Origin of the sequence: Paenibacillus sp. tmac-D7, from assembly GCF_006519665.1 — a bacterium.
GTDB lineage: Bacteria > Bacillota > Bacilli > Paenibacillales > NBRC-103111 > Paenibacillus_G > Paenibacillus_G validus.
Genome location: NZ_VIDW01000036.1, coordinates 23,876 through 46,970, shown reverse-complemented (window position 1 = coordinate 46,970; position 23,095 = coordinate 23,876). Strand labels below are relative to the sequence as shown.

The following is a 23,095-nucleotide window of genomic DNA, read 5'->3' as shown; positions in this document are numbered from 1 at the left end:
TTGATCGTACAAGCCCCTACGTTTCGCTTTTTCCGCTGCTTCGCGAATGGAAGATACGTCGAATTTGCGAATGATATTGCGAACATGCGTCTTCATTGTGTTAGACGTGATTCCGAGCAATTCTCTAACTACCGGTTGTGTATAGCCCCAACCGATCAACTGCAAGATTTCTTTTTCAGTAGGAGTCAGCATTCGATGCAATTCCCTTCGCTTAACAAGTCCAATTTCATTACGGATGATGGATGCAACATCGGCGTGAAGGGAGGATTGCCCTTGATACGCTTCCCTGACGGCACTTGCGACATCCACATAATTGATCTTGGTAATATAATTGATCGCTCCGGCCAGCATTGCATCCACAATGATCTCGGGCTGGTAGAGTGAAGTCAAGATAATGATTGGCAGTGATTTGATCTTCAACACTTCGGCAATTGTATCCAATCCATCCTGTTGCGACGAATGTAACACCGGGTCATGAATCATTACGTCTAAATCCAATTGCATACTGGCTCGAATAGCCGATTCTTTGTTTGTTGCAATATGAGATATACTCATATCCGGCTCAGCATCGATCAACGCCGTCAACCGTTGTTGCCATACGGGGTCGCTGTCCACCAGCAATACTTGTATCCTGCTTTCTTGCCAGCGCATGACTTCTTCAACTTTTGCAGCATAGCGTACACGCTCCTCCATATATCATCACCTCGTATTCATTCTAGAATCACGACAAAAAGACACGTACCCTCAAACGGCCGTGTCTAGTTTTTCGTAGATGTGAGATTTGTGAGGGTAACCCGGCGATCATTGCAATAGTGCAGAAGACCCGTGGCTTTGCGTCCCAGCCTTTCGATCTGGTTTGCCATTTTTCCTATTATTTCTTCCAAATCATAGCCTTATAATACCATAATTTTTATTTTTCTGGCACCGCCCTAAGTCCCACGTGTTTAAATGTGTTGATATTTGTCGATTCTATATCATTTCATATCGAATGATACAGGATAAACTATAGAAGCGTCACAAATTGTAAGTTCGCGAAAAATTTCTTGATCACACAATAGGTCTAATCAACTACTCGTGGCTCTCACTCTGCATTATTTTTCCGTTGGCACCTCCCATGATTTACATTAGAGTCCAATATGTCAAGGTATCGCTTATGCCCAGCACTATAAATAACACACCCGCAAGTTTTTGTATCCACAACCCCCACCTTTTGGCACGCTTAACAATGACTCGATCTAACCCGAAACCTACAGCAAACCCGGCAATTAGTAAAAACGGCATTGCGGTACCGATTGCAAAAACAGATGGCAACACTACGCCATATGTTGATTGCAATGCCAAAGGCATAAGCGAACCGAAGAACAAAACAAACATTGTTGGACAAAATCCTAGCGAAAATGCAATCCCCATTAGAAAGGCTCCGCTCCTTCCTCCGGTTCGATCGGCCAATTTTTCAAAAAATCCTGCCACTCGAGCCCCAAGTTGAAAAGGAAGCCGAATCCAGCCAAGCAAAAACAATCCGATTAAAATCAATAACGGCCCAAGCAGCTTTCTTGCAAAAGAATATAAAGGGATCATGTCAGTGGATATCTTTTGACCGAAAAACCAAAACAAAGCACCGAAAATACTGAATACAATCATCTTCCCTAATAAATACATGAACGTTTCGGGCCACGACAACCTTGCTTGCGCTTGACGCTGCCCAAAGTAAGTAATAGCCGCAACGTTCGCTGACATTTGACAAGGAGCAACCGAACCAACAAAACCGAGAAACAGCGCCGCAAGAAAGGCGATATCAGTGTTCGCCGCGTTAACGAATGGTTCGCTAAGGAAGGCGCTAATTTTACTAAAAAAGGAGTACATTAACTATTCACCCCCCAAAATCCGTTAAATAGATTTGGCAGTTATGCTTTCATCACACATCGAACCTTGACAAGCATCTATTATAAACTACATAACGTAGTGTTTCGCGGATACATAAAAGCAGTCTATTTTATTTCCAGAATAACTGCCGCTTTATCGTTCACCGCAGTCTCACATTTCCAATTTATTTTATTCTTGCTTCAATTACTAGGAACAGTTCCCTACACATCGACGTCGTTTGCACCACTCTGAAACCTGCTTGTTCAACGGTTTCAAGTGTATTGCGGTTTAAATGACAACCAACACATAATCGTTTCCAAACGGGCGTTAACCAGTCTTGTATTTTACCAAGGACCAGATGATTTAACCTTACGTGTTCAAAAATTAAAATCGTTCCTTCAGGCTTGCATACTCTATGGATTTCGGCCAGAGCTTTCGCCGGGTCAGGTATCGTACATAATACTAGTGTTCCAACGATTGAATCGAACGAATTGGTTGGATACGGTAGTTTTTGGGCATCTCCCGGTACCACTTCGATCGGAACTGTAGCTTCACGTGCTTTAATTAGGGATTGCTCCAACATCATTGGATCTGGCTCTATTGCAATGACTTGATCTGCAAACTCATAGTACAAAAAGTTAATACCCGTACCTGAGCCAATTTCCAGCACTTTTCCTTTCGCCTTAGAAAGAAGCTGTTTTCTTATCCGGCCGAATATTTTTGTTTCTAGCGGCTGCATCAACCGATCATAATATTTGTTGAATAATTTATCCATTGCAGCCTCCTGATCATAAACTGCTCACGAAGCAATTATTGTAATAATCGATTTATCCGGATGAGGATATCTTGTTCTTTCATCTCACCAATAAATTTATCTTTGATCACGCCAGATGAATCTACGAAAAACGTCGTGGGATAAGACATAACATTATATTTGTTTCGGATTTCGTTGTCGTTGTCGATAATGATCGGAAACGTAATCGCGTATCGATCAATAAAACTTTGTACTGTAACCCGGCTTTCACTTAAGTTAATGCCAAGCACTACCACATTGTCGTCTTTCCATTGATCATATTGTTTTTGCAGAGCCGGCATCTCGTTCACACATGGCGGACAAAACGTACCCCAAAAATTGATTACCAGTGCTTTCCCTTCATAGTCTGCTAATTGATGAACCTGTTGATCCAAACCAAAAAGCTTAAACTCGGGGGCTTTTGAGCCAATTTTTACGGAAGAATCTGATCTAAATAACGCTGATCCAATTGTATAAGCTCCAATTACCAATACGACCGACAATACAACAATTTGAATCCATCTTCGATTACGTTTCACTGTTATTCTTAAACCCCTTTTCCTTTATCCGCAATTTTCCTCCAGTTCATCCCTTCATCCAAGGATATATATACATCCAGATTAAAAGTGGCGAAAACAAGTTCTTTGGTATTCGTTGGGTTCTGTGCAATATACGATGCTGCATCTTCAACAAGATCTGGAATATTCACCTCAACCAACTGTTTCTGTTGCAGATCCATTTGATAAATAACCCCTTTTTGTTTGTAGCTGCCAACGATTATATTTCCTTCCATACCAAAGGTAAGAGAAGTTACCTGTAGATCGGCTATTTTTTCGAATTGGTTGCCTGAATCTTTGGATACATACAACGCTTTTGTCGTTCCAACTGCAACGATTGAATCATCGGACGGGTGAACAGCTAAAGATGTCAGTTCGGACAGTTCAACATCTATTCCAGTCATTTCGCTTTTGTTCCATGTCTTTGCATCGTCTTTGGAATAATATAATCCCGTTGTTGTTAACCTAGAGTTCGGCTCCGGGTTAACTGCGTAAATGGTGTGCGTCTTGTAACTTGCACTCATTAAATGAAAATCAATTTCCCCATACAAATCCAGGATTTCAAAGCTTTTACCTTCATCTGAACTTTTTACAATTCCAAAAGGATTCCTTTTATTCGAACCCTGTGCCGGATGCCCGCTGCTATAAAAACCGTTGTCCACAGTGGTAAATCCCATATAATCGTGTTTTTCTCCTTGACCGTCTGACCATTTCCCTTGTGAGTAAACTTTCAAACCGAGGTGAGAAGGGATTAAAATTCGCTGTCCGTCCCCTGAATAACCGAGACCATGGACATGCGTCAACGTAATCGTTTTTGAAGCCGTTCCCTGCAAAGACAACACGCCGCTAATGATGACCGCGATTAGAGATGCGACCCATGCCCACCTGAATCCGGTTGCTATTTTGGTCCACTTCTGTCGCTGATATCGGTCTTCCTGCCTCTTCACATCTTTGAGCTGCTTTACTTTGTGGGATGCGTTCCAATGTAATGCAAAGAATAGAACAAATAATGCACCTGTTCCAATTAATAATGTGTTCATAATGAAATTCCCTTCTTCTGTAATGATGTAGTCAAATCTAATGCAACTGAACATTGTCTCATATTCGTTTCTTTCTATATAACAAATAAATTAATAATAAACAAAAAAGCGAAATTAATAGTCTGGGATAATATTCGCCGATGCGAATCAAATCATGTCCCACCATTGTCTCCAACGCAATGGAAGGGGCTTTGCCCAGCGAAGTAATAAGAAAAAAATCGGTAAAAGGCATTCGCGAGATCGCTGCGGCAAAAGTTATGACGCCGGAAGGAATCAGTGGAGTCAACCGAGCTATAAACAGAATCATTGCCCGACGACTGCGGCCCGCCTCGTTAAATCGTTGTAACCATTTCCAATTCTCTTTTTTTACTTTCTTTTGCTTACCGAACCCCCATCGATACAACCAGAATGAAACTGCTGCCCCAAGTGCTTCCCCTGCCAAGGAAAGAAAAAATCCAGGGATAAATCCGAATACAACAGCGTTAGCTCCTGATAAAAACAGGGTGGGAACGAGTCCTAATATACTGATCAGAATGTTGATCAGTAAACTAATCAGGATGGCCCATACCCCATAACTTCTTAGCCATTCTGCAATAACATCGACATTAAATAAAGGGGCCATCCGGTTTATTAGCCTTTCTGTAAGAAATCGGGTTTACCGCCAATCGTTTGTTCAAACTTCAAAGTGAAATTTCTATCGCAACCTATTACCAAGTCTCATTGTAGTATTTTAACCCGTTTTTATACTACTCATTGTAGTGTAATGTCGAGTTAGTGTCAATTTGCGCAGCCATGCTTACCTGTCTTATCGTTTAATTTATCTTGTAAATTTGAATGATTTATGAACACGGCAACTCTATTAACTATTAATCTCTCAATTCGTTTTCCCTATCTCTTTTTGTATATTGGAAAACATTCCATCCAACCCCCTCCTATCGCACATGTTACCATGGGTGAACAAGCAAGTTATATATCTTTAATTTTTGGAGGGATTCTATGAAAAAGATCGCAGCAATAGGGTTGATAACCAGCACTCTAGTTGTAAGTCCTCTCTTCTACCAAGGACAAGCTTATGCCGCTTCGCAAAATCAACAGGATATTAAGCTAACAAACATTTCTTCGGTCAGGCATAGTGTGATCAGTAGCGGGAAGAAATATTTAGGAACTCCTTATGAATTTGGGTCGAGCCGTTCTAACACCAGGACATTTGATTGTTCCGATTTTGTCAGACAAGCCTACCTGGAGGGAGCCAAAATTAAGCTTCCGGCTGATTCGAGAAAGCAAGGGGATTATGTAAAGAAGAATGGAACAGTCACAACAGATTGGCGAAAACTAAAACCAGGGGATATTATGTTTTTTATGTCCTATAAAGGCAGCAAAGATTCGAATTATCGCGGGATCGATAAAAGTAAGGAACGTATTACACATAACGGTATTTATCTAGGGAATGGAAAAATCCTTCACACTTATTCCAAAAAGTCGGGTGGAGTCAGAATCGATACGATTGAAGGTAAACAGTGGGAAAAGCGCTTCTTGTTCGGAGGAAGTATTTTAAAGTAACAAATAAAAATGACAATGTTATCTCAGTGATAATATTGTCATTTTTTGTTGCCCCTTCTCTTTAGACATATTCGCTTACAACTGGTCCGATACCGCTATTCTAGCGTCACCGTTTCATTCCGTGTTTTCGCGTCACGCGCATGAACACATGTTTGTTTCGAACAAAATTGTTTAATTCCGTCCCAATATCCCCAGATACAATTCTTACATTTCTTTGGTTGCTTTGGTTTTTGTCCAGCAAACAAACCTAATCCCCCTTCAAGTTTGGTTCATCAGTTAAATGTATCCATATTTGGTTTGTATTATTCAAAAAATACTTTTACAAAACTTGTTTTAGGATAGATGATCTCATAAGCCATTTGCATAAAGTGTGTCGTGCTAAATCCGAGTAGTTAGTAGAAATATAGTGTTTCAATATTTAGTGATATTATGATGCAAGTCGCACATACTCACACGTATCAATGCAATGGACAACGGAATGGATTACTGGAACAACATGATGAGAATTTTTTTAATAGTTCAGTTGTGATGCTTGAAGTGGCCAACGTCTATATAAATACTCCCATCGCCGAAAATCCCATACTTCGTTGACCGTGGCGGGTGTATTGTCGAAGAAAGTCGCATTAATTGAACTAAACATCCACAAACAACATGCAGATCGAGAAATGAAGCGTAGACGAAGCGAACGCCGAAGCCGATAGTTATTGCCGCCCGACCTTCGCTATTCGAAGCGACCCCCCCGCTTAGCTGACCTTTAAATGTAACGGAAAGTGGCGGGGCTTCTTCAATTACTTACTATTTCTGATCTTCAACAATCTAAGGCTATTTAGCGTAACGATCAACGTCGCGCCCATATCGGCGAAAACCGCCATCCACAACGTAAGCCATCCGGGAACAATAAACGCCAATGCAAGAAGTTTTATACCGAGCGAAAACGTAATGTTTTGTTTAATTATCGTTAGGGTTTTACGGCTTAATCGAATTGTATATGGTAATTTACTTAAATCATCCGCCATAAGCGCAATATCTGCCGTTTCAAGTGCCGTATCTGTACCGGCGCCACCCATTGCGATACCAACCGTTGAAGCCGCAAGCGCTGGCGCGTCGTTTACGCCGTCGCCGATCATTGCGACATTGCCGTAATCTTTGCGAAGTTGCTTGATATAGTCTAATTTATCTTGTGGCATTAGATCGGCTTTAACGTCCGTAACATTCAGTCGTTGCCCGATAGCTTCGGCGGTTGCTTGATTGTCGCCCGTAAGCATAATCGTCTTCTTGATGCCAATTTCGTGCAGTTGTTTGATAACGTCTTCACTGGAATCGCGTACTTCGTCAGCAACGGCGATTAAGGCAAGAACTTGTTGTTCAGTACCCAATACCATAACTGTTTTCCCCTGCTTTTGAAGAACTTCGATACGCTGATTCGTTTCAACATTCATATTGGAATGAAGTTCTGTGAAAAGTTTCGGACTTCCGATGTAATACAATTCCCCGTTTACCTTCGCTTTTACACCTTTGCCCGTAATGGACTGAAAGTCTTCAACGGTAAGTGATAAATCGGCGCAGATGCTTTCAGCTTTTCGAACAATCGCGGAAGCAAGCGGGTGTTGCGACCCTTTTTCGATAACTGCCGCGATAGCAAGCAATCCCTTTTCGTCTATCGTTCCGAAAGTTTCAACGTTAGTTACTTCCGGGAAGCCTTTTGTCAAAGTACCTGTTTTATCAAAAGCGATTGCTGAAAGGCGTCCAGCTTCTTCAAGGTGAATACCGCCTTTGATAAGAACGCCATTCTTTGCCGCGTTACCAATAGCCGTAACAATCGAAATAGGTGTTGAAATAACTAACGCACAAGGACAACCGACGACGAGTAGCGCCAATCCCCTATAAACCCATTCGCCCCAATCGCCACCAAGGATAAGCGGAGGAACAACGGCAATACCTAACGCCAAAATCATAATCGCGGGCGTATAGTATTTCGCGAACCGATCAACGAACGCTTGCGAAGGTGCGCGTTCCGCCTGTGCTTCTTCGACAAGGTTGATAATTTTTGAAATCGTCGTATCCTCGACTAATTTTGTAACTTTAACTTCAAGCAAACCTTCTTCGTTTAAGGTTCCCGCAAATACTTCATCGTCAATTGTTTTAGATACGGGAACGGATTCGCCTGTTATCGCGGCTTGGTTAATCGTTGATGTCCCTTTAATAACAACGCCGTCCATCGCAAGTTTTTGTCCCGGTTTCACGATCATAATATCGCCTACTTGAATATCGTCAACGTTAACCATTAGTTCAGCGGAACCGCGACGTATTAGCGCTTCTTTCGGTGCAATGTCCATAAGGGAACGAATGGATTGACGTGCTTTTTCCATCGAGTAGCGTTCCAGAACTTCACTGATAGCGAATAGAATGACGACCGTTGCGCCTTCGCCCCATTCGCCGATAGCCGCGGCGCCGATAATTGCTACGGTCATAAGCGTGTTCATATCAAAATTAAGACGGAAAAGATTCTTTATACCTTTAATGAATAATGCGTACCCGCCAATTATGATCGATGCGCCGTATGTTATTGAAGATAGAATGCTTTCTTCCCCGTATTGTTCACCAAGTAAATAACCCGCAACCAGTAGAACGACCGAAAGTAATACATTCCAGTTTGCTAACCAAAATGGTTTTTTCTTCTCGACTACACGTTCTTTTTCTGGCGTAACTTTTAAGTTCTCGAAAGCGCCAGCTTTTTCAAGTTCTTGAACGCTTGTCTTGCCGTAAACAGTTATTTTTGAAGCACCGAAGTTAACTTGTGCGTCCTTTACACCGGGTAAGTCCTTGACGTTCTTTTCAAATTTCCCCGCGCAATTGGTACATGTAAAGCCTTGCACGCGGAAAACATTTTTATTTTCTTCACTTATAGCGTTATTTTCTACATTACTTGCCATTAGTAATCAAATCCCCCGAATGTGTGGATGCTAACTGTACCAATTGACGAACATGATCGTCTTCTAACGAGTAGAACACTAATTTGCCTTCCTTACGGTTTTTCGCTAATCCAAGTTGATTTAACGTCCGTAAGTGGTGCGAAGCCGTCGCCATTGTTGAACCGATAATATTCGCGACGTCGCAAACGCAAAGTTCATCTTCTTCACAAAGGGCGAAGGCGATCTTCATACGTGTTTCGTCGGCTAATACCTTAAACATTTTGACCATGCCGTGAATATTTTGCCCTTCAAGCGATTTTTGTACCCTTTGAACCTTGGGTTCGTCATAACAGTAAATATCACAAGTGTCTTTTTCCTTTTTGCTCATTCCGTCACCCCTTCAATCAAACCTTTATTTGATTATTATCATAGCACGATCTTTTTATACATTCAAATGAAAATTTGACTGTGTTTAAAAAAGGCTTCAACCATATTTGAGTATAATTCCACGACATGGAAAAAGCGCTACAAACCAGGGAGTTTTTTTGTCCCTTGTTATAGCGCTTAGAATCGATGTAAAAATACAAAGAAGAGGCATATGCCCCTTCCGTATTTTAAACATGCTGTTTTTGTTGCAAATTTTCAACCTGTCGATGTAGTTCGTTATTCCGTTCCTTTAATTCGTTCAACTCGTTAGTCACTTGTTCAAGAGAATGACTGTTATTTGAGTTTCCGGCTTTATGATCGCCATGCATTCCTTTCATCATCCATATCATCATTATTGGACAAACAAGCATTAACAACCAGTACCAATTCATCTTACCTTCACTTCCTTTCTTGGTTATCTTATATGAGTTTTTATAACTCAATTGTAATTCCTAATTATGAGATCCCTGTGTAGAAGTTGTTGAAATCAAGTTTTTTCCACATTAATATTTAGGACATTCCATACATATTTTTAATATACAAGCTATCATTTACTGGAGGGCAAAAAATGACGAACACTTTCTTTTTCCTGGGTATTTATTCCGTTTTAACCATATGGATTCTTCGATTCATTATCGTTTTCCGCCATCGTTTATCCTGTATGGCCGGTATGATGGCTGCAATGGTGCAGGGAATGACAATCGGTTTAGGCGTAGGGACGCTGCTCGTTATATGGCTCCCGGGTGAAATCTTTCATGCAACAATAATTAGTATGTTAATCGGGGGAATCATCGGGACAGTTTCTGGAATCCCTATTAGTATTATGGCCATATTGGACGGACTTTTATCGGGTATCATGGGCGGCATGATGGGCACAATGTTTATGGTCATGATCCCTACATCATATACAATTGCAGCCATAAAAATCATGTCAGTTCTTTGTACCGGTGTGCTGTTTCTTTTATTTCTGATGTTACAGGGAGAAATAAAGCTAGAACATTTACAGAAAAGATCATCATTATTGTCCAAACCAGTCTCTATGTTTGCCGTAATCGTTTTGTTTGCAGTCATAATTATTTTGGGTGTAGGGAGCGATTTACACAATAACTACTACGGTAAACAATACAATAATACAGCTGATCCTAACGCTACGCATGAACACCAACTAGAGAAGAATTTACCAGACCTATCCAAAAATGAACTCGCAATAATAGCGAATGAATTTTCATTTTCCCCATCCACAATCCACATGAATGCGAACGAAAAAATAAAGATTATTTTGTATAACGCGGGAAATGTTGAACATGACTTTGAAATTGTCGGAACTGATATTCATGTCCATGCAAAACCAGGGCAAAGAAGCAGTGTAATCGCCACTCTGGAGAAGACAGGTGAATACCGAGCAGTGTGTACATTGCCTGGCCATCAGGAGGCTGGAATGATCTCTGCCGTTCGTGTTCATCCATTATAGAACAATATTGATATTAAGACGTAGGATTTTTATCCGTGTTAATGCTGCGTATAAATGAGGTTACATTACCCAAACAACAAGACCCTTGCGGGTTATTAACTTCACAGCCACAACGCTTGGCTTGTACCTGCATGCGTATATGTTCTATGGGGCGTTGGTTTTTTAGAGTTGCTTCCGTTAGGCGTTTTCTCGTCCATCCAAAACAGTAGCAAACCGGCACATTCAAAGCCTTGTTTTTCTGAAATACAGATATTTTGAGGTCGTCTGAAACGTAAGTTTGATCATTGCTGAAATAAACTACTTCACATGAGGAATTTGAGCAGAATGTGTATATCAATTCACTGTCTATGGTTTCTAAGGCTTTTGGTATAAGCATTGCTTTGAGTGTAATAAGAGGAACGTTCTTGCCCTTTTGCTGACAAATAGGGCAATAATTAAGATTCGACTTTTCCAACGATGATGATTGACAACATTCGTTCAATGATGACCACTCCTTAATGTCCGTAGAAACACGCTAATCTTACTCGCTCGGCTGCGATTGATCAATATGGCTCGGAATTGCATACCCGTCATAAAGTACTGATGTCATCATCCCAGAACTCGCATGGTTGAGATCGTGGCAATGAAACATCCACTCTCCGGGATTATTTGCAATGAAAGCCAACTCATACTTCTCGCCCGGTTTTACAACAAGTGTATCTTTGAAGATCGCCCCGTCTTCAACCGGTGAGCCATCCTTACTTAATACTTGAAAAAAGTGTCCATGCAAATGCATAGGATGATCGAACATCATATCTTTGCTTTCTAATGTTACTTTAATAATATCCCCTCTCTTCACATCAAGCGGATCGATATCAGGATATGTCCTTCCATTAATTGTATAGATCATCCCCATTCCTTTCATTCCATGCGACAGCACCATCTTGTATTCTTGATCATATTTATTTGATGCAAGAGAAGCATATTCTGTTGCAATCCCGGATCCAGTCAATGTAAAGATTCCGTCATACTCCGTTTCATCCAATGTTTTCTTGGATGTTCTATTAATTAATGGAATGATTAATCCATCTGCAGCAGGCGTATTTAACATCTCTCTTATAAAAAAGCTGCTATCGGGCGCAGTAAATTCCACATCGTATCTTTCCCCTGGTCCAACGGGCAAAAGCTTATTTTGGATTATTTGCGGATCCATTACTGCCTGCCCATCAACCGCCACGACTCTATATTCGATCGAACCCAAGTTCATATAATGGGTTATATATCCTGCATTTATAAAACGCAACCGCACATTCTCACCCATTTGAATTTCGTACGCAGAAATCAAATCACCAGACTTGCCATTTACAGTGAAAAGATCATCATTGGAGCTTCCCATCATACCCTTTGATCCTGCTTTTCCCTTACTATTCATCTCATCCAGGATAAACGTATAATCTCGGTCCAACTCCGTTTGCCGGTCGCCCTCCACGATCAGTGCACCATATAACCCAAGATCCACTTGCTCGGCACTTTTGTAATGGGAATGATACCAATAGGTGCCTGGAACGGTTGCTGTAAATGAATACTGAAAACTCTCTCCAGGTTTCACTGCGTTCTGTGTTACCCCGGGTACTCCATCCATATCTACCGGAACAGGATATCCATGCCAGTGGATGGTTACGGGCTGATCCAGCTCATTCTTCAAATTGACTTCTACCTGCTGCCCTACTTTTACACGGATTTCTTGGCCGGGTACAGTTCCGTTATAGGAATAAAGGTTTAGTTTTATTCCCGACGAGACCTCTTGTTTGTGCAACGATATTATATGTGATCTTATCGCCTTCGATTTGAGGCCTTGTATAAAAGGTATCATCGATTGGAAGTATTGAAAACTGATTAATATCCACTTCTTTCCGTTGTCTTTTTTCACTTGTGGGTTCTGATCGATTCATCATTCCCATCATTGAACAAGAACCAAGGACTGAGGCAATGAGAAGGATTAGAATTGCTTTATAAATGTTTTTCAACCGCTAGTCCTCCTTCTTAACGTGCTCGTATTTTAACGGATAGTTACTTCTCGAGGTCCCCCGTCCATTTAGCCATACCGCCGTCAAGATTATAAACCTGGTTATAACCATTCTCTAACAAAAGGTTCCCACTTTCCACTCCCATACGACCGGTATGACACACAAAGACAATTTCCTTATCCTTAGGCAGTTCAGTATACCTCAACTGAATCTCCTCAAAAGGAATGTTTATCGAGTTGGGTACTCTACTATTGGAAAATAATTCGGGTTCCCTTAAATCGACAATGACCATATCTTTTTTACTGTTGATCATATTCGTGAGCATCTTAGTATCCACGATTTGCAGTTCAGGTATAGTTTCTAGGGACTTGTTCGTTGTTAAAAACTTGATGGAGGCCGCTCCTAACATAACTACAATCAATACAAGTAAGACAAACCACTTATTTCTTATCACAAGCGACCCTCCTTTTAATGAATTTGTTCTAACTTGGGCGAAAGATCTTCGGGGTCTTTTCGTTTCTGTCTTAAAGTGAAGATCATCATGATTACCAGACTAATTACAATCACAACTACACTCGTCCATTGTCCTGCTGTCCAATTAAAAAGATATCTAGGAGAGTCACCTCTTAAAAACTCCAGCATAAACCTTCCGATCGCATACAAGATGTTATAAGATAAGAACAAAAACCCTTTAGGCCATGTTTTATTTTTCATGATCAATAAAATCGCAAATACAATGAAATCCCACTGACCTTCCCATATCTCGGCTGGCCAAAGTGGTTGCGGACCGTATTCGGCATATGCCATTGTGCCTTCCGGATAAACGATGCCAAAACTTGAGCCTGTAGGTGATCCATACGCATCTCCATTTAAAAAGCAAGCGATACGACCGATAGCCTGGCCAAATATAATAGCTGGCGCCATCGTGTCCGCCAGCTCCCAAAATGAAATCCGAGCCACTCGGGCGTAAATCGCCGCAGCGATAAATCCACCTACTAGCGCTCCTTGAATGGCAATACCTCCGTTCCAAATAGCAGGTATCTCCACTAAATGTTTGGAGTAATAGTCCCATTGGAAGAAGAACACATGCCAAATTCTTGCAACCAAGATTGCTCCGATTAGTACATAAAACATCATGTTTGGAATATGTTTGCGATATGTTGTCCCTTTTGCTAAATAATACGCCACACCCATGGCCAACATGATGGCTAAAGCAACGACCAATCCATATGATCGAACTTGGAAATCGCCAATCGAAAAAAGAATCACTCTCATCCTATACCCTACCTTGCCCTATAATTGTTTTGCAAATTAGGCGTTCGCCCAAAAAAACAGTCCCTTACCGCATCCGGGTCTAAATCCACCGCAAAGCAGAGCGCTTCAAACCATTCTGTTTGTATAAACGATAATGCATCTTGTTTAATCTGAAAATATTGTCCTGTTCTCTTTGCTCGAATTTTCAGATCGGATTTGGTCAGCAACAGCATTTCCTGGATCAGAAGATAATACCCACGCGGCATCATGTTGATCTTCATCCCTTTCGCTTATTGATGTCTGTTCATGATGTTTCAATCTGTTTAAGAACATGGAAGATATAAATCCCGCTGCCATCATCAACAAATACACGATTTGTTGTCCAGATAACCCTAGTAGAAAAATTGCTTTCGGCTTAAATAACGACACTAGCATCAAGCCTGCACCAAAATAAGTTAAAAACAGAACAACTATGTTTCCCGAACCGACCTTCGACCGTTGTCTCCACAAGTAAATGAGCATGGGAACTGTAATAAACAGCATGTAAACATTGATAGGATGATATTTAAACTGAGGGCTTTCAATCGAAATTCCCCAAGGCAACGAAGTAGCCGAACCGTATTGCCATCCAATCAAACTGTATACGAGGACTGACGTGATGGTTCCAATAGCAAGCAGGTCACCAATAAAAAAAGCCGGAACTTTCAATCGCCGTATACTTATGGTCATGTAAAATACGGCAACCGTAACTCCTATCCATAATCCCGTTGAAGAACCAATCATAGTAATTAATCGATACGGGTTACTCCATAAAATAGACGGCGAGAAAAGCAAGGGGCTGAATTTCCAGACGAAGAATACGATAATAAAACTATTGAAAAGCTTATCAAGAATTGGACGATCATAGAAAGGGGAGTTTTTGATTAGCTTTTGCAGTACATAGTAGCCAACCATTCCTGAAAACCCCATCAGCAGCCAGTCCAATTTAATCATAAAGGGTCCAAATTGCAGTATTTCCGGCATAACCCTTTGCCCCCTAACGAATAAGTCGCTTAAATTTACTTTCCAAATCTCGGGAATCTACAACTCCGATTACCTGATCCACAATGACGCCTTTCCCATTTACAAAAAAGGTTGTTGGAATTGGCCTGATCTGATATCGCCCAGACACTGTTCCTTCCGGATCCAGTAAAACGGGGAAATCAAAACCGTATTCCTCCACAAAAGCTTTTGCTCCATCAATACTGTCGCCGACAGTAACGTTTACTGCATAAATCTCGATCTGTTCATTATATTTTTCATACAGTCTCACCAAATCGGGCGCCTCAATCCTGCATGGGCCGCACCATGATGCCCAAAAGTTAATAACAACGGGTTTGCCATTCAAGTCATCAAAAGAATACGCCTTCCCATCAAGTCCAGTTAGTGAAATCTGCGGGGCTCGATACCCTACTTTGGGCAGTTCTTCCTTATTATTTGGTGATGGCGATTGATAAACAGCCGCAACGGTGAGAACAACAATAGTCGCTAGCACTATCCATTGTTTTTTCATCCTTTTCCTTCTCTCCATTACCATATTCAAAAAGTTATATTTTCCAGCATACTACTTCCTTTTAAAATCCTGTAAATCCACCGAATAACTGAATCAAGAAAATCGTAATTTTTGTCATTTGGTCCGTATACAACAGAATTCCGGTCAATACCATCAAGGCCCCACCAATTTTCATCAAGATGCCTGAATATTTAAGTATCGATTTTAATCGTCCGATAAAGAATGCCATCACGAAAAACGGAATAGCAAAACCAATTGTGTAAGCAACGGTATAGATAATTGCCTGATTCGGATTGGCCACTCCAAGCATAATCACCGCCGACAAAATTGGTCCGACGCAGGGTGTCCAACCCGCCGCATACGTTATCCCGACAAGTACGGAACCAAAATAACCAACTGGCTTGTTCTTGAAAGTAACTCTCGCGTCTTTCATTAAGAACTTGGGTGTAAAAACTCCAAGCATAACCAGACCCATAACAGCGACCATAATACCTCCAAGTTTGCGTATCAGGTCTTGATAATCAGTAAATAAGTTTCCTATGAAACTAACTGAGATACCGAGAGCAATAAAAATAATTGAGAAACCGATCATAAAAAACACCGTATGCATCATCGCTTGCCGGTGGAGCATTCCTTTACCTTCTTGCAAATCTTTTACAGAAATACCTGTAATGTATGATAGATAAGAAGGATACAATGGAAGACAGCAGGGCGAAATAAATGATAAAAGACCTGCGCCAAATACAAGCCAAATGCTTAAATCTGCAGCATTCAAAAAGGTTACCTCCCTTTTCACACTACTGATTGTAGTGTAAATTGTTTTGAAAAGGGCGGGCTTACGAACACCCACCTAAAATAATGCTACTCATAATAAATATAAGAGATAGGGTCAGTAACAACGGTTTAAAGTCAGACATGGGAACATGGATCCGCTGTTTCGGTTCAAGAACTTGCATAATTCGATAATTGATTGCATTTTCTGCAAAGTAAGCAACTGCAGTAGAGTGCTGCATCTTGCCTACTTTTGATAGCTTTAGTAGAACATTGCCTAAATAATACTCCGTCCCCATTTGCTTAATGGCGAATCGGTCGGCAAGCAATTCCTTCCATGTCTTAAAATCACGTACCATCGCCTTCATCGTCGGTATATACCCTAACCCGTCAAGGATCAAAGCTAACAGGAACATTTTCAATGGGTCACGATTCCGGCAGTGGTACCACTCATGAAGCAGAATGGCTTCTACTTCATGATTGGAAAACATGCTCAATACTCCGGTTGAAACAATAATTCGGGGCTGGAAGAATCCTATTGTTAGAGCAATAAACTTCTCATCATTAACAACAATGAACTCTGTCCCCCACTTTTTATACTTATCATTCAGTTGTTTGGTAAGTTTCGTATGTTTCTTGCTATGAAACACCCTGAGCCATTTTTGGGTTAAACGTAATTGCTTGTAAAGACGCCAGATCATTTTCCCAAACGTATATAAAATGATCACGTTGATCAAAAATTTTATGACATTATGGGCTACGGTTTCTTCCTTTAATGCACTTATACAATATTGGAAAAAGTTCCAGGGAAGGCGAACATCCCATAGTTGATGCGCTATATATAGGCCCATTTGTACTAAAATCATAACACCGACGAGTAACAAGGAACCGAAAATGAAATTTATTCGGAATACAGGATTCATAAATCTTTCCTGCTTTTCAGTTGATTTAATTTATCCGATAATTTATTGATCAATTCAGAGTCGGCATCCTCCAACGCATCAATCATGTGTCCCACAACAAGATCACCAAATTCTTGAATGAGGCCATCTGTAACCGCCTTAGTTTGTACGTGCAGAAATTGTTCTTTCGTTTGCACAGGTTCGAAAACTGTCACCCTATTCCTGCCTTTTCCACGTGTATCTTTACTAAGGTGCCCTTTTTCCAGCAATCGATTCATTACGGTCATCACTGTGTTAAACGAAATAGGACTTTCCTGATTTAAAATTGACTGCACATCCTTGATACTCATACCATCGGACAACCACAATATGTTCATAATCTTGGCTTCGAGTGGGCCGAAAAAACGATTTAATCCTTCTTCATTCACATTAAACTTCTTCACATTTGTCATTTTCTGCCCCCCCACACTACAAATTGTAGTCTATTAAATACACTGTGTCAATCGCTCACAAATCGGGCAAAAATGAATCCGGCCTCCCTACATAAGTTCTACATAATCATGTATTATGATTAGTTTGTGATAAATGTTATAGACAAAAGTATTGAGGATAGGGAGGAAGCATTATGAAGATTGGTACACGTTTTAAATTAGTATTCGTTTTTGCAATACTTGCTGTTTTGCTTACAGCCTGCTTTGATTCGAAGGATTCGATGGAAGGAATGGATCACTCGAACATGAATCAATCCGGTATGACCAATACGGATAGCAGCAATCAGTCTAATGTAAATACACAAGATAAAACATCAAAGATGACAACCTTAAAGGGGAAGGAATTTACGCTTACCGCAAAAACAAGCAATTTAGAAATCACTCCTGGAAAAACGTTGCCTGTATGGACATTTAATAACTCTGTGCCAGGCCCCGAATTTCGTGTTAAACAAGGCGACACCGTCAAAATCACATTAAAAAACGATTTGCCTGAACCCACTACGATACATTGGCATGGTTTACCTGTTCCCAACGAAATGGACGGCATTCCGGGTGTAACTCAAAATGCTGTACAACCTGGGAAGTCATTTGTCTATGAATTTAAAGCTACTGTTCCCGGCACTTACTGGTACCATTCTCATCAAGACGGTGCTAATCAAGTGGATAAGGGCCTCTACGGTGCGTTTATTGTTGAAGGAACAGATGAGAAAGTGGATCGGGATTATACGTTAGTTTTAGATGAATGGATGAGCATGGGCGATATGGACATGTCATCAATGGACAATAGCAGCATGAACATGGATATGTCATCGATGGATCATAGCAACATGAATATGGATTCTTCAAAAGACCAGGCATCGAGTGAAAATAACATGGACCATGGAAATATGGGTGATGATGCTCACGGTTCTTCGGCTGAAGGTCATGATATGAGTATGTACGATATATATTCAATCAATGGGAAGTCGGGAGACTCGATTGATAAACTTATAGTGAAAAAGGGCGAAAAAGTTCGCATTCGACTCGTTAACGCTGGATTACTTTCGCATAATATCCATTTACATGGGCACGAATTTAAAGTCGTCTCTACTGACGGACAACCGATCAACAATCCTGCTTCTATCAATGATCAGGTCATTTCGATTGCTCCGGGAGAACGCTACGATCTCGAATTTGAAGCGAACAACCCCGGGCAATGGTATATCGAAGATCACGGAGATGATCCGCGTGTGAAAGGCATGAAGGCCATCATTGCCTACGAAGGCGCAAACGCAGATACAGACAAGCCAAACGAAACTGCCGCGCTGCCAATCCTTGATTTGACACGTTATGGGCAATCATCAAATTCAGTGTTCACATTGGACCAAAAATATGATTTAGAGTACACGATGGATCTGAATACGGATCAACAGAGTGGACAGCAGGTCTATACGATTAATGGAAAAACATATCCCGACACTGAGAAAATCAAAGTCAAAAAGGGAGACCTCGTCAAAGTCCGATTAGTCAATAATTCCAAGACCGACGATCATCCCATGCACCTTCATGGTCATTTCTTCCAAGTTCTTAGCAAGAACGGTAAGCCTATAGAAGGCTCACCCATCGTGAAAGACACACTTAATTTGAAACCAGGAGAAGAATACGAAGTGGCTTTTGTTGCGGATAATCCAGGAGACTGGATGTTCCACTGTCACGAACTTCACCATGCTGCAGCAGGTATGGTTACGCATTTGCAATATACCGACTATAAGAGCGATTTTGTACCTGATCCGAATGCCGGCAATAAGCCTGAATAACCTTAAATGGCCTGATCTTACGCCTTAAATTAGCGTAAAATCAGGCTGTTTTTTGCAGGTTGTTATTTTGTTTTCGCCCAGCTCTCACCACCGTCTTTACTTTCATATACCGAATACCTTTCAGTCACAATTAACAGACGGTTGGCGTCTTTCTTCGAACCTTTGATCCCAAGCGGCATTTCTCCATTCAAATCGACTAGCATTGGCTTCCAAGTTGTTAAGTCGTTCGATCTTTGAAATCTGCTTTCATTCATAGTAATGATTTCCCCGGTTGGCGTAATAAAAATTTGAAATGTCGGCTCATTACCGATCTTCGTCTCTTTTATATTGTTATCCATTATATCGTAACGGTACAGCCCGCTTTCTGTGCCGGCAATAATGGATGAAGATTGACCGGGTGCAATTGCTATAGAATATGCAGCTTGAGGAATAACACCTACCTTCGTCCAGGTATTCCCACCGTTGTTGGATTCATACAGATTGTCTCCTGGACCAGCAAGCATTGTATAAAGATGCTCAGGGTTATTTGTATCCATGGCCAAAAGGTGCGCATCCGGTTCATTTGGTTTTTGTTTATTCGGTAGCCCGTCTTCGGCCACATCCCAAGTCTTTCCACCGTCTAATGATCGCTTAACAAAACCATGACCGGAAACTATCATTTTTTCCGGATTTGTTGGATCGATTTCCAGTCCCATTACGTCGTTACTTTGCAAAGGTTGTAATGTGCGTAACCATTTCCCGTTGTTATATTCATAAACACCTGTATGCGTTCCTAACCAGACAGTTGATTCATCTGCAGAATAGCTAAAGACATGAGGATGCGTTGCCGAGCCGGGTTTTAACTCGTCCGCTGAGCTTGTCCTATTTATGATTCCCCAGACAGCCACGCCTAAAATTCCAATCATAACGATCGAAAATACCCACCCTATACTCAAAGAAGATCCTTTTTTCTTACTGGCCATATTTATCTCTTCTCCTTCAGTTACTAATCCAAATTTTTAGGAAGTTGAATATAAACAATAGTTCCATGGTTGCTTTCAATCCATACCGATCCATGGTGGGCTTCGACTATTTTTTTCACGATTGTAAGACCAATACCTCCACCCCCGGATTTTCGATTTCGCGATTTGTCCCCCCGATAAAACCGTTCGAAAACATATGGCAAATCTTTAGGCGAAATACCTGATCCAGTATCACTCACAGTGATAAGAACACTTTCCCCCTTATCCGTCGCTTTTATTTCCACATATCTATTTTCCGGGGTAAATTCCAAAGCATTGCTTAACAGATTAACAAGAACTTGAATAAGACGTTCCTTGTCAACCTGTATGATGATTGAGGGAGCACTTTTGACTATGAGTTGAACATTTTTTTGCATGTAGGCAGCTGATACCACGCTTACTCCATGTTGGATCAACTTACTTATGTCTTCTTGTTTCAAAGATAATCGAAATTGGGAGGATTCTATATGTGTGAGTTGCTCCAAATCAGCAACCAAACGAATTAATCGCTCGATTTCTTCATAACAGGCTTGAATCCGCGACGGTGTCGGTTGCCAAACTCCATCTTGGAATGCTTGCATGTGACTTTTTAACGTTGCAAGCGGAGTACGCAATTCATGTGCAATATCTTGAGTCATTATTTTGCGCAAATGTTCCTGATTTTGCAATTGTTCTGCAAGTCGATTTAATGAGGCTCCCAGATCCGCCAACTCGTCATTTCCTTTAATGTTTGACCTTGATTCTAAATGTCCATGTGTCATTTTTTCCGCAACATGTTTCATTGTGATCAGCGGCGCAGATACTCGTTTCGCTATATATAAGCTAATACCGATGGTCAAAAGAAGCGCTACCAAAAATGTCCAAACGATGGATTGAATCAATGCTTGTTCTAAATGATAAATAAGCTGAGAAAAATCGTGAGTCATTCCCATCGACTGGTTCTGATACATCAAGAAGTGATAATGCGTCTCAAATATAAGACTTATACTAACGAATACGAGTATGGCTGCCACCGTAAAAATAAAAATGAAGGAAAGGCGGGCACGCAATCCGGTTTTTCTCATCTAGTACCACCCATAAAGCGATACCCAACACCGTAAAGGGTAACGATATATTCCGGTTTTTTAGGATCCGGCTCAATTTTTTGACGTAAATTTTTAACATGCTGATCAATGGACCGAACATCCCCCGCATAATCAAAACCATACACTTTTTCCACCAATTCTTCTCTTGTAAAATGTCTTTGAGGATGTCGGGCTAAAACCATCAGCAGTTTATATTCGTTCGGAGTTAACACAATCGGAGCTCCATTTAAATATACCTCATGGCGTAAAACATCGATAATAAGCTCGCCATCGTTAAAAGAGACGCGATCAGCAAGTAAATAACTGTCATCGGAACGTCGAAGGATTGCCCTAACCCTGGCAACCAACTCTCGAACATCAAAAGGCTTAATCAAATAATCATCTGCACCAAGCGAAAGACCTTGTATCCGATTATTTTCTGAAACCTTTGCGGTAAGCATAAGAATGGGAACGGAGCTTTGCTGACGAATTTTTTGGCATACTTCTTCTCCAGGAATATCCGGAAGCATCAAATCCAGTATGACCAAGTCGATTGCCGTTGATTCGATAAACGATAAGGCTTCTATACCCGTTCCCGCCTCAACGACGTTGTACCCCTCCTTTACCAAATAAGAACTAATGACATCGCGGATTTTTTCCTCATCATCGACTATTAAAATGCTCTTCATACCCTATCATCCTCGCAATTAATCTACTCTGTAGGATAGCGCCTGTTTTCCTAAGGCTTCCCAACTCTCAATAAATTGTTTCTTATCGACTTTAATTCCTTTTTGATTTTTTCGCGGGTCGTTTATAAACACATGATCATTGTCGTAACCGACCAAGAGCACCGTATGCTCTTGAAACGTCGTCCGGATCGGCCCAAGTGGGGAATCCCACACCATCCATTGCTTTTCAGACGGCTTCGTGTATGAAACGGTTGTCCAAACCAGAACCGGAAAACCGTCAGATACTTGTTGCTCCAGTTCATCAAAGTCTTTTCCGGTAAAATCAATTCCGGTTGGAATATATTTGATAAGTAATTCAAATAATGCCGTGTGATAAATACCGTATCCTTTTTTCTTGCCTGTTATATCTCCTACAAAACCTAAATTCGGGTTTCCCCAATAGCGGATGCTTCCGTCTTTATTATACTCAATAGGCGTAGGATCCTGTTTTAGTTCGGGAAGCAAATCCATTTTACTTTTATCGATGCCGTAAAAATTGAACATCATCGTTAATGTTGCAATTTCACATCCGTTATAAAGTTCGGGTAACTGAAGAACGACAGGTGCGTCAATAAAGGCCGATTCGAGCTTTTCTTTTTTCTGATCAACATTATCACTTTCATTATAATCATCTTTATTTTCAGTTAAGATAGCGACGGATTGTCGCATGTCATCGGGATTAGAACCTATCAAAAACTCCTGATCAGTTATCTTTAAATACAATAACAACGTAAAGAACGCGCTTGTCATAACAAGGCCGATGACTAATATTGTTGCAAATATGTACTTCAGAGTTTTCAACATACTTTCTGCCTCTCCCGTTGTACAACCACTCATAATAAATTTAAAAATTTAATACACTACATATTGTAGTATATATTTGGATAATTGTAACTACCTGTTCTCAC

At 40.9% G+C, this 23,095-nt stretch carries 26 protein-coding genes and 1 riboswitch; of the genes, 3 read left to right on the top strand and 23 right to left on the bottom strand.

Annotated elements, in window-relative coordinates; genetic code table 11:
- The 6 genes from FKP33_RS20455 to FKP33_RS20430 form a co-directional block, all read right to left on the bottom strand.
- On the bottom strand, positions 1-693 hold a 693-nt coding region (locus tag FKP33_RS20455), incomplete at its 3' end, for a response regulator (RefSeq protein WP_141336220.1).
- Between the two features lie 92 nt (positions 694-785).
- Positions 786-871: riboswitch (cyclic di-GMP riboswitch) on the bottom strand.
- Between the two features lie 248 nt (positions 872-1,119).
- Entirely contained in the window at positions 1,120-1,863 is a 744-nt protein-coding gene (locus FKP33_RS20450) for an urease accessory protein UreH domain-containing protein (protein WP_127608017.1), read from the bottom strand.
- A gap of 184 nt (positions 1,864-2,047) precedes the next feature.
- Complete coding sequence (locus FKP33_RS20445; RefSeq protein WP_141336219.1) at positions 2,048-2,638, bottom strand: class I SAM-dependent methyltransferase; 591 nt, start codon at positions 2,636-2,638, stop codon at positions 2,048-2,050.
- A gap of 35 nt (positions 2,639-2,673) precedes the next feature.
- Positions 2,674-3,195 (bottom strand): thiol-disulfide oxidoreductase ResA, encoded by a 522-nt coding sequence (gene resA, locus FKP33_RS20440; RefSeq protein ID WP_127608019.1) that lies wholly within the window; start codon positions 3,193-3,195, stop codon positions 2,674-2,676.
- Between the two features lie 8 nt (positions 3,196-3,203).
- Positions 3,204-4,253 (bottom strand): F510_1955 family glycosylhydrolase, encoded by a 1,050-nt coding sequence (locus tag FKP33_RS20435; protein WP_164751823.1) that lies wholly within the window; start codon positions 4,251-4,253, stop codon positions 3,204-3,206.
- Positions 4,254-4,311: 58 nt separating this feature from the next.
- Entirely contained in the window at positions 4,312-4,875 is a 564-nt protein-coding gene (locus FKP33_RS20430) for a TVP38/TMEM64 family protein (RefSeq protein ID WP_127608021.1), read from the bottom strand.
- A 374-nt stretch (positions 4,876-5,249) separates the two neighbouring features.
- Here FKP33_RS20430 and FKP33_RS20425 point away from each other — a divergent pair, with 374 nt between their 5' ends.
- Complete coding sequence (locus FKP33_RS20425; RefSeq protein WP_127608022.1) at positions 5,250-5,813, top strand: C40 family peptidase; 564 nt, start codon at positions 5,250-5,252, stop codon at positions 5,811-5,813.
- 788 nt (positions 5,814-6,601) lie between these two features.
- On the opposite strand, the gene FKP33_RS20420 is transcribed toward FKP33_RS20425, so the two are convergent.
- The 3 genes from FKP33_RS20420 to FKP33_RS20410 all read right to left on the bottom strand — a co-directional run bounded on the left by FKP33_RS20420 (position 6,602) and on the right by FKP33_RS20410 (position 9,543).
- Positions 6,602-8,746: a heavy metal translocating P-type ATPase gene (locus FKP33_RS20420; RefSeq protein WP_127608023.1), complete on the bottom strand. Its 2,145-nt coding sequence runs from the start codon at positions 8,744-8,746 to the stop codon at positions 6,602-6,604.
- Positions 8,736-9,113: an ArsR/SmtB family transcription factor gene (locus FKP33_RS20415; protein ID WP_054796030.1), complete on the bottom strand. Its 378-nt coding sequence runs from the start codon at positions 9,111-9,113 to the stop codon at positions 8,736-8,738. Before FKP33_RS20415 ends, FKP33_RS20420 begins: the two co-directional genes overlap by 11 nt.
- Positions 9,114-9,339: 226 nt before the next feature.
- Positions 9,340-9,543 carry a DUF2933 domain-containing protein gene (locus FKP33_RS20410; RefSeq protein ID WP_054798818.1) on the bottom strand — a complete coding sequence of 68 codons (204 nt, stop codon included), beginning with the start codon at positions 9,541-9,543 and terminating at the stop codon, positions 9,340-9,342.
- Between the two features lie 176 nt (positions 9,544-9,719).
- Here FKP33_RS20410 and FKP33_RS20405 point away from each other — a divergent pair, with 176 nt between their 5' ends.
- Complete coding sequence (locus FKP33_RS20405; protein WP_127608024.1) at positions 9,720-10,622, top strand: cupredoxin domain-containing protein; 903 nt, start codon at positions 9,720-9,722, stop codon at positions 10,620-10,622.
- A 13-nt stretch (positions 10,623-10,635) separates the two neighbouring features.
- Here FKP33_RS20405 and FKP33_RS20400 read toward each other — a convergent pair whose 3' ends face one another.
- The 10 genes from FKP33_RS20400 to FKP33_RS20360 form a co-directional block, all read right to left on the bottom strand.
- The gene (locus FKP33_RS20400; RefSeq protein WP_127608025.1) at positions 10,636-11,103 is read right to left on the bottom strand and encodes a putative iron-sulfur cluster-binding metallochaperone; all 468 of its coding nucleotides are present in this window, start codon (positions 11,101-11,103) and stop codon (positions 10,636-10,638) included.
- Between the two features lie 39 nt (positions 11,104-11,142).
- Complete coding sequence (locus FKP33_RS20395; protein WP_258313504.1) at positions 11,143-12,474, bottom strand: multicopper oxidase family protein; 1,332 nt, start codon at positions 12,472-12,474, stop codon at positions 11,143-11,145.
- The gene (locus FKP33_RS27280) at positions 12,365-12,628 is read right to left on the bottom strand and encodes a hypothetical protein (protein ID WP_164751825.1); all 264 of its coding nucleotides are present in this window, start codon (positions 12,626-12,628) and stop codon (positions 12,365-12,367) included. Before FKP33_RS27280 ends, FKP33_RS20395 begins: the two co-directional genes overlap by 110 nt.
- A 43-nt stretch (positions 12,629-12,671) precedes the next feature.
- Positions 12,672-13,082: a rhodanese-like domain-containing protein gene (locus tag FKP33_RS20390; RefSeq protein ID WP_236595681.1), complete on the bottom strand. Its 411-nt coding sequence runs from the start codon at positions 13,080-13,082 to the stop codon at positions 12,672-12,674.
- Between the two features lie 14 nt (positions 13,083-13,096).
- Positions 13,097-13,903, bottom strand: a complete 807-nt coding sequence (gene lgt / locus FKP33_RS20385; RefSeq protein ID WP_127608027.1) for a prolipoprotein diacylglyceryl transferase — start codon at positions 13,901-13,903, stop codon at positions 13,097-13,099.
- A 144-nt stretch (positions 13,904-14,047) separates the two neighbouring features.
- On the bottom strand, positions 14,048-14,905 hold the full coding sequence (locus FKP33_RS20380; protein WP_127608028.1) for a prolipoprotein diacylglyceryl transferase: 858 nt from the start codon (positions 14,903-14,905) through the stop codon (positions 14,048-14,050).
- Positions 14,906-14,918: 13 nt separating this feature from the next.
- On the bottom strand, positions 14,919-15,434 hold the full coding sequence (locus FKP33_RS20375) for a TlpA family protein disulfide reductase (protein ID WP_127608029.1): 516 nt from the start codon (positions 15,432-15,434) through the stop codon (positions 14,919-14,921).
- A 61-nt stretch (positions 15,435-15,495) separates the two neighbouring features.
- Positions 15,496-16,209 carry a cytochrome c biogenesis CcdA family protein gene (locus tag FKP33_RS20370; protein ID WP_127608030.1) on the bottom strand — a complete coding sequence of 238 codons (714 nt, stop codon included), beginning with the start codon at positions 16,207-16,209 and terminating at the stop codon, positions 15,496-15,498.
- A gap of 61 nt (positions 16,210-16,270) precedes the next feature.
- Complete coding sequence (locus FKP33_RS20365) at positions 16,271-17,128, bottom strand: M56 family metallopeptidase (RefSeq protein WP_127608031.1); 858 nt, start codon at positions 17,126-17,128, stop codon at positions 16,271-16,273.
- Positions 17,125-17,559 (bottom strand): BlaI/MecI/CopY family transcriptional regulator, encoded by a 435-nt coding sequence (locus FKP33_RS20360; protein ID WP_127608032.1) that lies wholly within the window; start codon positions 17,557-17,559, stop codon positions 17,125-17,127. Before FKP33_RS20360 ends, FKP33_RS20365 begins: the two co-directional genes overlap by 4 nt.
- Before the next feature lie 173 nt (positions 17,560-17,732).
- On the opposite strand from FKP33_RS20360, the gene FKP33_RS20355 reads away from it, so the two are divergent.
- Positions 17,733-19,394 (top strand): multicopper oxidase family protein, encoded by a 1,662-nt coding sequence (locus FKP33_RS20355; RefSeq protein ID WP_127608033.1) that lies wholly within the window; start codon positions 17,733-17,735, stop codon positions 19,392-19,394.
- Between the two features lie 62 nt (positions 19,395-19,456).
- On the opposite strand, the gene FKP33_RS20350 is transcribed toward FKP33_RS20355, so the two are convergent.
- The 4 genes from FKP33_RS20350 to FKP33_RS20335 are packed head-to-tail and all read right to left on the bottom strand — an operon-like array spanning position 19,457 to position 22,991.
- The gene (locus FKP33_RS20350; RefSeq protein ID WP_127608034.1) at positions 19,457-20,356 is read right to left on the bottom strand and encodes a WD40/YVTN/BNR-like repeat-containing protein; all 900 of its coding nucleotides are present in this window, start codon (positions 20,354-20,356) and stop codon (positions 19,457-19,459) included.
- A gap of 23 nt (positions 20,357-20,379) precedes the next feature.
- Positions 20,380-21,459 (bottom strand): sensor histidine kinase, encoded by a 1,080-nt coding sequence (locus FKP33_RS20345; protein ID WP_127608035.1) that lies wholly within the window; start codon positions 21,457-21,459, stop codon positions 20,380-20,382.
- Positions 21,456-22,148 (bottom strand): response regulator transcription factor, encoded by a 693-nt coding sequence (locus tag FKP33_RS20340; RefSeq protein WP_127608036.1) that lies wholly within the window; start codon positions 22,146-22,148, stop codon positions 21,456-21,458. Before FKP33_RS20340 ends, FKP33_RS20345 begins: the two co-directional genes overlap by 4 nt.
- Before the next feature lie 18 nt (positions 22,149-22,166).
- Positions 22,167-22,991, bottom strand: coding sequence for a C39 family peptidase (locus FKP33_RS20335; protein ID WP_127608037.1), 825 nt, complete (start codon positions 22,989-22,991; stop codon positions 22,167-22,169).
- Positions 22,992-23,095: the final 104 nt, after the last annotated feature.